The organism is Nonomuraea sp. NPDC001699, assembly GCF_053596455.1.
Genome location: NZ_JBSFGF010000039.1, coordinates 41137 through 54763 on the forward strand (window position 1 = coordinate 41137; position 13627 = coordinate 54763).

At 70.2% G+C, this 13627-nt stretch carries 12 protein-coding genes and 1 tRNA gene; 10 read left to right on the forward strand and 3 right to left on the reverse strand.

The annotated features are described in order from the left end of the window. Nucleotides 1-128: 128 nt before the first annotated feature. The gene (locus tag ACWCSU_RS49840; protein ID WP_364084442.1) at nucleotides 129-2021 is read left to right on the forward strand and encodes a sensor histidine kinase; all 1893 of its coding nucleotides are present in this window, start codon (nucleotides 129-131) and stop codon (nucleotides 2019-2021) included. Further along, on the forward strand, nucleotides 2014-2370 hold the full coding sequence (locus tag ACWCSU_RS49845; protein WP_352328721.1) for a DUF742 domain-containing protein: 357 nt from the start codon (nucleotides 2014-2016) through the stop codon (nucleotides 2368-2370). Before ACWCSU_RS49840 ends, ACWCSU_RS49845 begins: the two co-directional genes overlap by 8 nt. On the opposite strand, the gene ACWCSU_RS49850 is transcribed toward ACWCSU_RS49845, so the two are convergent. Continuing rightward, a complete protein-coding gene (locus ACWCSU_RS49850; RefSeq protein ID WP_449944026.1) occupies nucleotides 2348-3754 on the reverse strand; it encodes an MFS transporter in 1407 nt (468 codons plus the stop codon). The two genes, ACWCSU_RS49845 and ACWCSU_RS49850, sit on opposite strands and share 23 nt — an antisense overlap. A 73-nt stretch (nucleotides 3755-3827) precedes the next feature. Here ACWCSU_RS49850 and ACWCSU_RS49855 point away from each other — a divergent pair, with 73 nt between their 5' ends. Next, entirely contained in the window at nucleotides 3828-4289 is a 462-nt protein-coding gene (locus tag ACWCSU_RS49855) for a MarR family winged helix-turn-helix transcriptional regulator (protein WP_357699360.1), read from the forward strand. 262 nt (nucleotides 4290-4551) lie between these two features. On the opposite strand, the gene ACWCSU_RS49860 is transcribed toward ACWCSU_RS49855, so the two are convergent. Beyond that, nucleotides 4552-5766, reverse strand: coding sequence for an MFS transporter (locus tag ACWCSU_RS49860; protein ID WP_449944030.1), 1215 nt, complete (start codon nucleotides 5764-5766; stop codon nucleotides 4552-4554). A gap of 73 nt (nucleotides 5767-5839) precedes the next feature. Here ACWCSU_RS49860 and ACWCSU_RS49865 point away from each other — a divergent pair, with 73 nt between their 5' ends. Next, complete coding sequence (locus tag ACWCSU_RS49865) at nucleotides 5840-6682, forward strand: LysR family transcriptional regulator (RefSeq protein ID WP_449944032.1); 843 nt, start codon at nucleotides 5840-5842, stop codon at nucleotides 6680-6682. Between the two features lie 12 nt (nucleotides 6683-6694). On the opposite strand, the gene ACWCSU_RS49870 is transcribed toward ACWCSU_RS49865, so the two are convergent. Then, nucleotides 6695-8338: an IS1182 family transposase gene (locus ACWCSU_RS49870; protein WP_449944044.1), complete on the reverse strand. Its 1644-nt coding sequence runs from the start codon at nucleotides 8336-8338 to the stop codon at nucleotides 6695-6697. A 227-nt stretch (nucleotides 8339-8565) separates the two neighbouring features. Between ACWCSU_RS49870 and ACWCSU_RS49875 the strand changes: the two genes are divergently transcribed. The 6 genes from ACWCSU_RS49875 to ACWCSU_RS49900 all read left to right on the forward strand — a co-directional run bounded on the left by ACWCSU_RS49875 (nucleotide 8566) and on the right by ACWCSU_RS49900 (nucleotide 13536). Continuing rightward, complete coding sequence (locus tag ACWCSU_RS49875; RefSeq protein ID WP_449944034.1) at nucleotides 8566-8946, forward strand: hypothetical protein; 381 nt, start codon at nucleotides 8566-8568, stop codon at nucleotides 8944-8946. Between the two features lie 36 nt (nucleotides 8947-8982). Further along, nucleotides 8983-9055, forward strand: a tRNA-Met gene (locus ACWCSU_RS49880). A gap of 25 nt (nucleotides 9056-9080) precedes the next feature. After that, nucleotides 9081-9515, forward strand: a complete 435-nt coding sequence (locus ACWCSU_RS49885) for an RpiB/LacA/LacB family sugar-phosphate isomerase (protein ID WP_357699356.1) — start codon at nucleotides 9081-9083, stop codon at nucleotides 9513-9515. A 10-nt stretch (nucleotides 9516-9525) separates the two neighbouring features. Then, nucleotides 9526-9750, forward strand: coding sequence for a hypothetical protein (locus tag ACWCSU_RS49890; RefSeq protein WP_357699355.1), 225 nt, complete (start codon nucleotides 9526-9528; stop codon nucleotides 9748-9750). An 84-nt stretch (nucleotides 9751-9834) separates the two neighbouring features. Further along, complete coding sequence (locus ACWCSU_RS49895; RefSeq protein ID WP_449944038.1) at nucleotides 9835-10998, forward strand: amidohydrolase; 1164 nt, start codon at nucleotides 9835-9837, stop codon at nucleotides 10996-10998. A gap of 27 nt (nucleotides 10999-11025) precedes the next feature. Beyond that, nucleotides 11026-13536: a Tex family protein gene (locus tag ACWCSU_RS49900; protein WP_449944041.1), complete on the forward strand. Its 2511-nt coding sequence runs from the start codon at nucleotides 11026-11028 to the stop codon at nucleotides 13534-13536. Nucleotides 13537-13627 lie beyond the last annotated feature (91 nt).

Consider the following 13627-nt stretch of genomic DNA (forward strand, 5'->3'; position numbering starts at 1 on the left):
CCTACTGCAAGATCACGGACACATGTCCAAAAGTCCAGAAAAATTGGGCAATTGGGTGATCGAATTGCTATCCTCTGGGCTTGTCCCGTCCGGGGTTGCCAGCAGGGGACCGACCGGAGTGAGGTGCCATGGGTCGTAGCCGGACGATCCGCATGAAGATCATCGGACTACTACTCGTGCCCCTGACCTCCATGGTCGTGCTGTGGGGCGTCATCACCGCCGTCACCGCCGGCGAGAGCCTGGAGCTGCGTCAGTACAAGACACTCTGGACGAACCTCCGCCATCCGGCGTACAAGTTGATCAGCGAGCTCCAGCACGAGCGTCTCTCCTCGGCCAAGCTGCTGCGCCGGGCCGCCTCCCCGAAGGACGTGGCCGACCAGCGCACCCGCACCGACGCCGCCAGGGACGAGTTCAGAAAGCTCTCCAGCAGCTCCAAGGACCGATCGGAAGAGATCCGTACGCAGGTGGACGCGGTGTACACGCAGCTCGGCAGGATCGACGCGATCCGCAGTGAGATCGACGACGGCCATTCCGACCGTCTGCTCGTCGGCGAGGCGTACAACACCGTGGTCGACTCCCTCTACGGCCTGCACCGGCGCGTCGCGCTCATCAACGACATCCCGATCTACGAGCAGTCCCGTGTGATCATCGAGCTGGGCTATGCCAAGGAGCTGCTGACCAGGGAGCAGGCCATCGCGCTCGGGCCCGTCACGCCGTCCGAACGCCGGCAGTTCACCCAGATCGTCGGCAACCGGCGCTTCCTGATCGACCAGGGGCTCGGCGAGCTGGACCCGAGCCTGCGCGACACCCAGGTCTCCCTCGTCACCTCCCCCGCCTACCAGCGCATGCGGCTGATGGAGGACCGGATCATCGCCGGCGCCACGCCGCCGCGCGGCTGGCTGAGCACGACCGAGTCGATCTCCAAGACGTACGCGGAGTCGCTCATGCGGGCCAGCACGCTGCTCAACTCGCGCGCCGACCCGGTGGCCGACCAGGTGCTGTCGCGGGCGTTCATCCTGGCCGGCACGTGTTTCCTGCTGGTCATCGTGTCGATCGTGTTCTCGCTGCGGATGGGCAACCGGCTGTCGAAGGAGCTGGGCGCGCTCAGGCTCGCCGCGCTGGAGGTCGCCCAGGAGCGGCTGCCGCACGTGGTGGCCAAGCTGCGCAAGGGCGAGCGCGTGGAGATGCCGGAGTTGTCGGTGGCGACCAGCACGGTCGAGATCGGCGACGTCGGCCAGGCCTTCTCCACCGTCCAGCAGACCGCCGTCGAGGCCGCGATCGGCCAGGCGCAGCTCAGCGAGGGCGTCGGGCACGTCTTCCGCAACCTCGCCAGGCGTTCCCAGGCCCTGCTGCACCGCCAGCGCATCCAGCTGGAGGACATGCAGCACCGCGCCACCGACCCTGAGGCCCTGGACGACCTGTTCCGCCTCGACCACCTGACCACCCGCATGCGCCGCCACGCCGAGGGCCTGATCATCCTGTCGGGCGCCACCCCGGGCCGCGGCTGGAGCAAGCCCGTGCCGCTGCTCGACGTGGCCCGCGGCGCGACGGCCGAGGTGGAGGACTACCGCAGGGTCACCGTCGAGCCGATGTCCGGCCAGCGCCTGGCCGGACCGGTGGTCGGCGACGTGATCCACCTGGTCGCCGAGCTCATCGAGAACGCGACCGTCTACTCGCCCCCGCACACGCAGGTCATCGTGCGCGGCGAGGAGACGGCCCGCGGCTTCGCCTTCGAGGTCGAGGACCGCGGGCTGGGACTGAGCACCCAGGAGCTGGCCGAACTCAACGAGCGGCTGGCCAGCCCACCCGAGTTCGACCTGGCCGACAGCGACAAGCTGGGGCTTTTCGTCGTCTCCCGCCTGGCCGCCAGGCATGACATCCGCGTGACGCTACGCGGTTCACCATATGGAGGGACCACCGCGATCGTGTTGATCCCGGCTGAGCACGTGGCCGACCCGGAACCGGAGGCCGACGTGAAGGAGCCCGCCCGTCCTGTGATGCGGGTGGTGCCAAGTGAGTGACGAGCGCTGGCTGGACGAGGACGCCGGTCCGATCGTCCCGGCCTACCTGCTGACCAGGGGCCGTACGGTGCCCGCGAGCGAGGCCATCGACCTCATCGCGGTCATCGTCACCGCCGGCGGGCTGACGCCTCCGGTGGGGCTCGGGCCCGAGCACCTGATCATCATGCAGAAGTGCACCAAGCCCACCCGGCTGGTGGACGTGGCCGCCGAGCTGAACCTGCCCATCGGCGTGGTCAGGGTGCTGGTCGGCGACCTGCACGCGCGGCAGCTCGTCCAGGTCGAGCTGCCGCCGCCCGCGCCGGACGCCAAGGTGCTGCTGGAAGTGATCAGTGGGCTGAAGGCGCTGTGACGGCCCGGCTGTTCAGCTTCCCGTAGACCGTGGCGAAGGCCGCCGCGACCAGCCCGGCCACCGCGGCGGTGCCGAACACCCACTGGAAGCCCAGGACGCCGGGCCGCGCGGCCAGGGTCGCGGCGATGGCCGCGCCCGCCACACTGCCGCCGACGATGCGCACCAGCGCGTTCACGCCCGCGGCCAGCGCGGTCCTGGACGGCTCGACGTGCTCGACGGCCATCGTGCCCAGCGCGGCGTAGCCGACGCCGAGGCCGACGCCCATGAGGGAGGAGGCCACGTACAGGGTGGCCGGGCTGCCGTGCTCGAACGCCAGCCACGCCCCCGAGAGCCCGGTCACCCCCGCGCCCGCCGCCACCATGTACGAGGCGGCGAACCGGCGCATGAGCCGCCCCGCGAACAGCGAGATGACCAGCATGAACAGGGTGCTCGGCAGCAGGAAGAAGCCGACCTGCAGGGTGGAGGCGCCGAAGCCGTAGCCGGTCGCCTTCGGCACCTGGGCGAACTGCGACATGCCGGTCAGCAGCGTGAAGAACGAGAACCCGAGCAGCATCGAGGAGACCGTCGCGCCGATCGTGCCCCTTTGCACCAGCATCGACATCTCGACCAGCGGCTCGGCCACCCTGCGCTCGACCAGCACCCACACCACGGCCAGCGCGGCGGCCGCGGCGAACAGGCCGAGCACGCCGGGCGACGTCCAGCCCCACGAGCCGCCCTCGCTGATCGCCAGCAGCAGCGCGACCAGCCAGGCGGTCAGCAGCGCGGCCCCGGCGAGATCCGGACGGCCCTTGCCGGCCGGCGCCACGTCACGCACGAGGAAGGCCAGGATCACGAGGGCCACCAGGGAGATCCCGCCGGTGATCCAGAACACCAGGTGGTAGTCGCCGGCGGCCAGCCCGGCCAGGATCATGCCGCCGCCGCTGCCGAACCCCATCGTCGCGCTCAGCACGCCGATGCCGGTCGCGAGCTGCTGCCGGGGAAGCAGGTCGCGGACCACTCCGATCGACAGCGGGACCAGCGCGGACACTGCTCCCTGGAGGATGCGGGCGACGATCAGCCAGGCCAGCGACGTGGCCAGCGCCGCCATGACCGAACCCACCACCAGCAGGGCCAGGGCGCCGAGGATCATCCGGCGCCGGCCGTACATGTCGCCGAAGCGCGACAGCAGCGGCGTGGAGACCGCGGCGACCAGCAGGCTGATGGTGAGCGTCCAGCTCACGGCCGAGAGTGAGGCGTGCAGCTCGCGCTGCAGCACGGGAAGCAACGGGACCACCGCGGTGTTCTGGAGGGCGGCTATGGAGGCCGCGAACGCCAGTGAGACCACCGTGGGCCAGGGGTTGCGCATCGACGTCTCACGCGCCGCGGATGCGACGACTGTCGCCATGTCGGCTCCTTTAGATAACTTAGGTAAGTAACCGAGCAACGATGATACATACGTAAGTTAGGTAAGCAAACAGATGGGCGAAGATCTCAACAAGACGGTGTCGGCCTTCCGCCGGCTGGTCATCACGCTCAACCGCGCCAAGGCCCACGAGTGGCTCACCGAGGCCGCCGGCATCCGGCTCGACCGGCCCGACGTGCAGATCATCGTCTACCTGCTGGACGCGGGCGAGCCGCGCAGGATCGGCATGATCGCCGAGGGCCTGCAGGTGGAGAGCCCGCACGTGACCAGGCACGTCGCCGCTCTGGAGCAGCGCGGGCTGGTCGAGCGCGTACGCGACCCCGACGACCGGCGGGCCTGGCGCATCGCGCTCACCGAGGAGGGGGCCGAGGTGGCCGGCAGGTGCCGCCGGATCACCACCGGCTGGTTCGAGGAGGCGCTGGCCGACTGGCCGGAGTCGGAGCGGGAAGAGCTGTCCAGGCTGATGACGAAGCTGTCTGACGACTTCTGCGAGCGCATGCGCGCCCGGTACACCTGAAAAACGCGTTGCGGGGCCGGCCGGCCGGCGGCATGCTCGTGCCATGGTCATCCGGCGAATGCGCGTCCCGCACCCGTCCGGGGGTTCCCGCCGTTGAGATCGGCGGCCCCCGGCCCGTTCCAGGGACACTGTTGGCGAATCCGGGTTTCGTGCCTAGAGGTTGTCCCGTATGGGGTTGGGGTTATCCCGTGAGGGCCATGTTGTGGAGGCGTACAACGCCGAACAAGGCCTGAGAAGGCTCAGCCACTGGACGGCAGGCAGATCATCGCGCGTCCGAGGCCCCGATGAAGCTGGGATCGCTGCGCACCGACCGCGTTCGGACGGGTGGACGCCGGGACAGCAGCCATCCCATCAGCGCGGCGGCGAGGCCTGCTAGGCCGGCCGCCGCGAAGCCGCCTGCCGGTCCGGACGTGTCGATCGCCCCGCCGACGATCGGGACGCCGAGGGCGAAGCCCGCGCCCAGCGCCGAGGACTGCAAGCCTGTCGCCTCACCGCGCACGCTCGCGGGTGCGAGCCGGCTCACGGCGTCGGACAACGCGGAAAGAGTCGGTGCGGCAAGCAGCCCCGCGCCGCAGCCTGCCACACACAACCAGCGCCAGTCGTGGGCCAGTCCGGCGGGAATGGTCACCAGCCCGAGCAGGCCGAGCAGCAGCCAGGTGGGCAGCGGTCGCGGGAGCGCGCCGTACAGAAGCCCGCCGGCGATGGAGGCCGCGCCGTACACGGCCACCACGACGGCGGCCCAGGAAACCTGGCCGGCTTCCTTGAGAGTGGCCACGATGGCCAGGTCGGTACCGTTGAGCACGATCGTGGTGCCGAACGCCATCACCAGCACCGCGATCATTCTCGGGCCCAGCCACTCCCGGCGACGCGGGCGGTCGGCTGGGTCGGCCGGCGCCTCGCCCTCGGCCCGCAGCGGGGGGTTGAGCAGGGCGATCCCCGCTCCGCCCGCCACGATCGCAGCGCCGACGCCCCAGGCCACCACGCCGGAGGGCAGTTGTGCCGCGCAGAGGATCACGATCGGCGGGCCCACCACGTAGGACAGCTCGCCCTGTACCGCTTCCAGCGCGAAGGCGGCCCGGCGCTGTCCCGCCTTCGTCATCGCGGCGATCGCCTGCCTGGTCACCATCGGGGCCGGCACCATCAGCAGACCTGCTACGAAAGCGGCGGCCAGCAGGGTCGTGTACGGCAGTGCCGCCATGCTCAGCCAACACGCGACCTGAACCACGACGGTGATCAGCAGCACGATACGCGCGCCCCGCCGGTCGATCATGCGGCCCAGCAGCGGACCGCCCAGCGCCAGACCGGCGGTCATGGCCGCCGCGGCTCCTCCCGCTGCCGCGTAGCTCATGTCCAGGCCCAGAGCGACGTACATCGTCAACGCCATCCCGGAGGCCGTGATCGCGGTGCGGGCGAGCAGCGAGACGCCCAGCAGCGATGCCATCCCGGGCACGGCGAGCACCTGTCGGTATCGAGTCACCGGCGTGACGCTAGCTCCGATCATCTGGTGATAGGAAGTAGCCATATGATTGGGGCCGATATAATGGATTCTTATGGCAAGAGATCTGGAGATCGTGCTGCTGCGGTCGTTCGTCACCGCTGTGCGGGCGGGCAGCATCAGCCGCGCCGCAAGCGCGCTAGGGCAGAGCCAGCCCGCGCTCAGCCAGCAGTTGCGCAAGCTTGAGAACACCGTCGGTAGCCCCCTGCTCCTCCGGTCCACGACCGGCGTCTCGCCGACCCGCGCGGGTGACGAACTTCTGCCATACGCCGAGCGCATCCTCTCGCTCTCCACGCAGGCACTCACTGAAACCGGCCGCGCACTGACCGGCCACTGCGGCGTCGGGTTGCTCGAAGACCTCGCCGTGTCCCAGCTTCCGCAGGCCCTCGCCGACCTCGCCCGGCTGCATCCAGGCGCGACGCTTGAGGTGCTCAGCCTCTCCGGCGACGCGAGGCGAGAGGCGTACGACGCGGGACGCGTCCAACTCGTGCTCGACGAGGCGGCGGACGTTCCCGGCCGGCCGCGCTGGACGGTGCGCCGACCGCTGGTCTGGGCGGTCGGCCAGGGTGTGGACTTGGCTGCCGATCCGCTACCCGTGGTGCTGTTCTCGGGCCCGTGCACATGGCGTGCGTCCGTGCTGGAAGGGCTGGAAGGTGCCGACCGCCGCTGGCGGGTGGCGTTCGAGAGCAACAGTCTCGTCGGTGTGCTCGCCGCGGTGCGGGCCGGGCTCGGCGTTACGGCGGTGCTGCCCGGCAATCTCGAACCGGCCATGGCGTGCCACGACGCGGACGCCCTGCCCGGCCTGCCGGACATCGAACTCGGCCTGGCCAGACACCCGCGGACCGAAGGCGATCCGCTGGTCGATGCCGTGGAGACCGCGCTACGACGCATGGTCTGAGCGGCGCCGCCCTCAGGCAGCTAGCGCTGCGAAGTGTGAGGTCCTCGTCGGAGCGAGGGGCACGCCCATCAGCCACGCGTCGATCCGCGTCAGGTTCATCGCCGCGGCGGTGAGCAGGTGCTGAAGATGGGTCTTGGCGGTCCCGCGATATCGGGACCCCCTGGCCCTGAACCCGTTGACGGCTTGAGCGATGGTGCCCTCGATGCCCTGGCGGGCCTGGTAGCGAGCCCTCCATTCAGGGCTGTCCTTGTTGATGCGAGCCTGCTGGAGCACCTCGTATTGCTCTCGGGTTCGCAGAGTGATCCGGCGGCGGGGAATGCTGGCCCGGGTGCATTGTGGCCGGACGGGACACGGCGTGCAGTCTTTCCGGGCGAACTGGACCCTGATGATCTCTGTGCCGCTTTCGTCCAGCTCATAGGCCCATCGCTTGCTGATTTTGCCTTGCGGACAGGTGATCTTCTCGTTGTCCCAGTCGATGGTGAAGGCGCTGACGGGGATGGTCCCTTCAGCCGACTTCTGCCAGGCGGTGCTGGGCATCATCGGCCCGATCATCTCTACGTTGTGGTCGGGTTTGGCCGCCACCACCATGGCCGCGCTCATGTACCCGGTGTCGACCAGGTGCTCGACCGGCAGCAGCCTCCGCTCGGCTAACCCCTTGTGAACGAGGGACAGGACGCCGAAGTCGTTGCCAGGCGCCGGAGTCGTTGTGACGTGGGTAATCACATGAGGTGCGCCGTCATCGCAGGTCTCGGTGAGGTAAACCTTGAAGCCGTCCCACTGGGTATCGCGCTTGACGCCGACGCGCGCGTCCTCGTCGTAGGGGGAGATCAGACGCGCGGACGAGGCCGGCTGCTCCTGAGAGGTGCGCCAGCGGACCTGTCCATCCTCGTCGCGGAACTCCTGAATCCAGATCCGCCGCAGCATCTCCACGGCAGGGACCTCTCGGAGCCACGGCGGGGCCAACTCGGAATAGACGGCGAGCAGCAGCCGAATTCCGTCCACTCCGATCTGGTTGGCGAGTTCGACCTTGGCCGCCGTCTGCTTAGGCATCCGGAACTCTTCGGTGCGGGCGTCGTAGCGATCCCACCACTCTGGCTGAGCGACCGTGACCAGCCAGTCGGGTGCCACCACGGCCAGCGCGTTCAGCGCCGCCCGCAACGTTTCGTGCACCTTCTCCAGCCGGTTCATCGACCGGATGGCGGCTAGAACATGAGTGGAATCGGTCCGCTGCCGGCCGCCGCTGCGGACCAGCCCAGCTTCGCGGGCGCGTTCCAGAACGGCATCGAAAACCCGCTGTTCCATCCCATTGTCGATCAGCCGGAGGCGGAACTCGCACAGTACCGAGTGGTCAAACCCGGGATCGGTCAGCTCCAGGCCGAGCGCGTACTTCCAGTCGATCCGGGCCCGCGCCGCCTCGGCTGCCTTCCGGCCGGACAGGTTCTCGGTGAACTGCAGGATCGACACCAGTGCGAGCCGTGCCGGCGACAGGGCAGGCTGCCCGCGAGTCGAGAACGCCTCGGCGAAGTCCTCATCCGCGAACAGCACTCCCAGCTCGTCACGGATCCTGATCGCCAGGCTCCCCTTGGGGAACGCGGCCCGTGCGACCTCTGCGGTGGCACTGGGGATCAGCTCGGACTCGACTCGGCGTAGCGACACCAACGACCAACCTTCGAGAAGATCAACAAAGAAGCCTTTGTCTCGAACGGTCCTGGCTCCAGCTGAATGAAATCTCTGGCCTCAGTTAGCGATCTGTACGGTGTGACGTTAAGTTACCGGGCCCGTCGGCTCGTGGCGGCGTGGGGAGCGTTGGTGTCGGGATGATTGGGCAGACAGCAAAGATCGAATCGCGTTGTGATGGTTGCGGGGGCACCCTGGTCCGCCAGGTGAACCAGTTCATCGACTGCGGGCAGCTGTGGTGGGATGCCGAGGCATCCTGCGCGTCCTGCGGTGCTGGCTGGTGGGAGCACCCGGATTCAGGCAAGCCGCCGGAAGATGTCCGCAGTGCCCTGCTGGCGGCGCATGGCCCAAGCCGACTGCGTGTGGTCGGTCCGGTGCCGAACCTGGTCTCGGTCTTGAAGGTTCTGCGGGAGGTCTGGGAGGTGTCACTTCCCCAGGCTCGTGAACTCGCCGACGAGCTCACTCACGCCGGCGTGGTCGGGACATTGGCGGAGATGGAGTTTCTGCACACCCGGCTGCGGAGCCGTGGCGTCGCAGCCGGGGTGAGGTCCGATGCCGGCCCGGAGGGTGAGCGGATTCCCTGGTAGCCAGTCTTTGATCAATTCGCCAACAGTGTCGTTCCAGGCGGGTGGGGGCGCTGGTGTGCCCGGCGGTTTCATAAGCCGCTCCAGGCGGGTTCGATCCCCGCACCCGCCACCGCGTTGCTGGTAGAGATGAACCCATGCGGATCTCGGTGGCGGCGGACAGCGACGACGGAGTGGCCGGGCGCGTGGTGTCCGAGCTGCGCGGGCGGGGTCACGAGGTGCTGACCCACGGCGCACTCGACGACGGCGAACGCGACGACTGGGCCTGGGCCTGCGAACTGGCCGCCAGAGACGTCGCCGAGGGCCGGGCCGACCAGGCGGTGGTCTGCTGCTGGACGGGCACGGGCGCCTCGATCGCCGCCAACAAGGTGCCGGGCGTGCGCGCCGCGCTCTGCGTCGACGCCTACACCGCCGACGGGGCGCGCAAGTGGAACGACGCCAACGTGCTGGCCCTCAGCCTCCGCCTGACCTCCGACGTCGTGCTCGGCGAGATCCTCGACGCCTGGTTCGGCGGCCGGCCCAGCACCGATCCGGCCGACGTGGCCAACGTGGCGCACCTCGCGGAGATCTAGGCTCTGTGGCATGGACAACTTACGGTGCACGCACTGCGGCGAGGAGGGCCTCGAACCCGGGTTCGTCGCGGACCAGGGTGAGCACTCCCGGGGGTACGCCCGCTGGGTCGAAGGGGCCTTGCGGCGCGGGATCCTGGGCGGGGCCCGGCTGATGGGCCGTCCCAAGTGGGAGATCGACGCCTACCGCTGCCGTTCCTGCCACCACCTCGAACTCTTCGCCACCCGTCCCGACTAGGCCGTGCCCGCGGTCCGGGGCGACTCACAACCCTCGCGTCCGGGGGCACGGAAATCGTCGGTGCCGCCCTCTAGGGTGCTTGCCATGACCGACGTGCTGATCCGCGGCGGGCGGCCCTGGGGGCTCGCGTTCCCCGCCGACCTGCTCGTCCGCGACGGCCGCATCCACCAGGTGGGCGCGTCCCTCGACGCGCCCGGCGCCCTCGTCCTCGACGTCACCGGCCAGCTCGTCCTGCCCGGTCTCGTCGACGCCCATTGCCACCTCGACAAGACGCTCCACGGCGGCCCCTGGATCCCTCACTCCGCCGACGACTCGCTGGCCGGCCGCATCGCCAACGACCTGGGCCGCCGCGCCGAGCTGGGCGTACCGAGCGCCGAGCGCGCCGGCGCGCTGCTGGCCCGGATGAGCGAGGCCGGCACCACCCACGTGCGCACCCACACCGACATCGACCCGTCCGTGGGCCTGCGGGGCGTGGAGGCCGTGCGCGAGGCCGCCGCCCGCTCCCCCGTCGACGTGCGGCAGGTCGCCTTCCCGCAACACGGCGTGCTCACCAACCCCGGCACCGCCGACCTGCTGGCCGAGGCGCTCAGAAGCGGCGTCGAGGCGGTCGGCGGCCTCGATCCGGCCGGCGTCGACCGCGATCCGGTGCGCCACCTCGACCTGATCTTCGGCCTGGCCGACCGGTTCGGCGCGCACATCGACATCCACCTCCACGACGGAGGCTCGCTGGGCGGCTGGGAGCTGGAGCTGATCATCGAGCGCACCAAGGCGCTGGGGCTCGGCGGCCGGGTGACGGTCAGCCACGCGTACGCGCTGGGCGAGCTCGGCGACGCCGCCCAGGACCGCCTGATCCAGGGCTTCCTCGACGCGGGCGTGGCCGTCGCCACCGCCGCCGTCTACAGCTACCCGGTGCCGCCGGTCAAGAAGCTGCGCGCCGCGGGCGTCACCGTCGCCTGCGGCCACGACGGCGTCCGCGACCTGTGGGGCCCCTACGGCTCGGGCGACATGCTGGAGCGCGCGATGCACCTCGCCTACCGCAGCGCGTTCCGCCGCGACGAGGACATCGAGCTCGCTCTGGAGGCGGCCACCGTGGGCGGCGCGCGGGCCCTCGGGCTGCCCGACTACGGCCTGGCTCCGGGCGACCGGGCCGACCTCGTCGTGGTGCCCGCGAGCGGCCCCGGAGAGGCCGTGGTCGTTCACCCTCGGCGCACTCTGGTCATGAAGGACGGCGTAGTCCTGCACAATTGACCGGCGGGACCATCGAAAGGCAGGCAAGTGCTCTCTATACACCAGCGGATCGCGGCAGAGCTCGACGTGCGCGACGGGCAGGTGCAGGCGGCGGTCGATCTGCTCGACGGCGGCGCCACCGTGCCGTTCATCGCGCGCTACCGCAAGGAGGTCACCGGCGCCCTCGACGACGCGCAGCTCCGCACGCTCGAAGAACGGCTGCGCTACCTTCGCGAGCTCGACGAGCGCCGGGCGGCGATCCTGGAGTCGATCGAGTCTCAGGGCAAGCTCGACGACGACCTGCGCGCGCAGATCATGGCGGCCGAGACCAAGGCCAGGCTCGAAGACATCTACCTGCCCTACAAGCCCAAGCGGCGCACCAAGGCGCAGATCGCCCGCGAGCTGGGCCTTGAGCCGCTGGCCGAGAAGCTGCTCGGCGACCCCACGCTCCACCCGGCCACGGTCGCCGCGGAGTTCGTCACCGAGGGCGTGGCCGACGCCGGCGCGGCCCTCGAAGGGGCCAGGGCGATCCTGATCGAGCGGTTCGCCGAAGACGCCGACCTCATCGGCGACCTGCGCGAGCGGCTGTGGAGCCGCGGCCGGCTGGTGTCGAAGGTGCGCGAGGGCAAGCAGGAGGCGGGGGCGAAGTTCTCCGACTACTTCGAGTTCACCGAGCCGTTCACCAAGCTGCCCTCCCACCGCGTCCTGGCGATGTTCAGGGGCGAGAAGGAGGAGGTCCTCAACGTCGTGCTGGAGCCCGGCGAGACCGCCGACTACGAGCTGCGCATCGGCGCCCGGTTCGGCATCTCCGACAAGGGGCGTCCGGCCGACGCGTGGCTGGCCGAGACCGTGCGCTGGGCCTGGCGCACCCGCATCCTCGTGCATCTCGGCATCGACCTGCGGATGCGCCTGTGGCAGGCGGCCGAGGAGGAGGCCGTGCGGGTCTTCGCCGCCAACCTGCGCGACCTGCTGCTCGCCGCCCCGGCCGGCACCCGCGCGACCATGGGCCTCGACCCCGGCCTGCGCACCGGCGTGAAGGTGGCTGTGGTCGACGCCACGGGCAAGGTCGTCGAGACCGCCACCATCTACCCCCACGAGCCCAAGCGCCAGTGGGACCAGTCGCTGGCCGTGCTCGGCGCGCTGGCCCAGAAGCACGGCGTCGAGCTCATCGCCATCGGCAACGGCACCGCCTCGCGCGAGACCGACAAGCTGGCCGGCGACCTGGTCAAGCTCATGCCGTCGATCACCAAGATCGTGGTGTCGGAGGCGGGCGCCTCGGTCTACTCGGCCTCGGCCTACGCCTCCCAGGAGCTGCCCGACCTCGACGTGTCGCTGCGCGGCGCGGTCTCCATCGCCCGCCGGCTCCAGGACCCGCTGGCCGAGCTGGTCAAGATCGACCCCAAGTCGATCGGCGTCGGCCAGTACCAGCACGACCTGGCCGAGTCCAAGCTCTCCCGCTCGCTCGACGCCGTCGTCGAAGACTGCGTCAACGCGGTCGGGGTCGACGTCAACACGGCATCCGCGCCCCTGCTCACGCGGGTGTCGGGCATCGGCGCGACGCTGGCCGAGGGCATCGTGCGCCACCGCGACGCCAACGGGCCGTTCCGTACCCGCACGGCGCTGAAGGAGGTCTCGCGGCTCGGGCCCAAGGCGTTCGAGCAGTGCGCCGGCTTCCTGCGCATCCCGGACGGCGACGACCCGCTCGACGCCTCCAGCGTGCACCCCGAGGCGTACCCGGTGGTCCGGCGCATCCTGAGCTCGGTCCAGACCGACCTCAAGTCGCTGATCGGCAACACCTCGGCCCTGCACACGATCCGGCCGCAGGACTTCATCGACGACACCTTCGGCCTGCCGACCGTCACCGACATCCTGCGCGAGCTGGAGAAGCCGGGTCGCGACCCGCGTCCGGCGTTCAAGACGGCCGCCTTCAAGGAGGGCGTGGAGAAGATCTCCGACCTGGTGGCGGGGATGATCCTGGAGGGCGTGGTCACCAACGTGGCCGCCTTCGGCGCGTTCATCGACATCGGCGTCCACCAGGACGGTCTGGCGCACGTGTCGGCCCTGTCCCGCACCTTCGTCAAGGACCCGCGCGACGTGGTCAAGCCCGGCGACATCGTCCGGGTCAAGGTGCTCGACGTCGACATCCCGCGCAAGCGCATCTCCCTGACCCTCCGCCTGGAGGACGACGTCACCCAGCCGTCCGCGGAGGGCCGCCCGCCCCGCAAGTCCGGCACCCGCCCGGAGGGCGCCCGCAACGGCGACGGCGGCGGTCGCAACGGCAACCGTGACGGCTCCGCCCCCCGTGGCGAAGGCGGCCGCAACGGCGGCGCCCGCGACGGTGGCCGGGGCGACGGCGCTCGCGGTGACAGCGGTCGTGACGGTGGTCGTGACGGCGGCCGCGACGGCGGCCGCGGTCAGGGTGGTCGTGGCGACGGCGGTCGTGGTCAGGGCCGCGGCGACGGTCAGCGCGGCGGCCAGCGCCGCCAGGACCGTCCGGCTCCCATGGGCGCGATGGCCGAAGCCCTCCGCAAGGCGGGCCTCGGCGGCGACAACCGCTGACAGAGATGATGTAGGTGAGCACCTCCCGCCAGTCCTGACCCAACCTCTGACTGACCTCGGGTCTTCAACGGGATCTGTCGGTCTGAGCGGG

Excerpts from the sequence above, each read along its gene's own strand:
- ACWCSU_RS49895 (WP_449944038.1), top strand. The coding sequence starts at position 9,835 with ATGACCGACGTGCTGATCCGCGGCGGGCGGCCCTGGGGGCTCGCGTTC.
- ACWCSU_RS49865 (WP_449944032.1), top strand. The coding sequence starts at position 5,840 with ATGGCAAGAGATCTGGAGATCGTGCTGCTGCGGTCGTTCGTCACCGCT.
- ACWCSU_RS49885 (WP_357699356.1), top strand. The coding sequence starts at position 9,081 with ATGCGGATCTCGGTGGCGGCGGACAGCGACGACGGAGTGGCCGGGCGC.
- ACWCSU_RS49840 (WP_364084442.1), top strand. The coding sequence starts at position 129 with ATGGGTCGTAGCCGGACGATCCGCATGAAGATCATCGGACTACTACTC.
- ACWCSU_RS49850 (WP_449944026.1), bottom strand. The coding sequence starts at position 3,754 with ATGGCGACAGTCGTCGCATCCGCGGCGCGTGAGACGTCGATGCGCAAC.
- ACWCSU_RS49855 (WP_357699360.1), top strand. The coding sequence starts at position 3,828 with ATGGGCGAAGATCTCAACAAGACGGTGTCGGCCTTCCGCCGGCTGGTC.
- ACWCSU_RS49890 (WP_357699355.1), top strand. The coding sequence starts at position 9,526 with ATGGACAACTTACGGTGCACGCACTGCGGCGAGGAGGGCCTCGAACCC.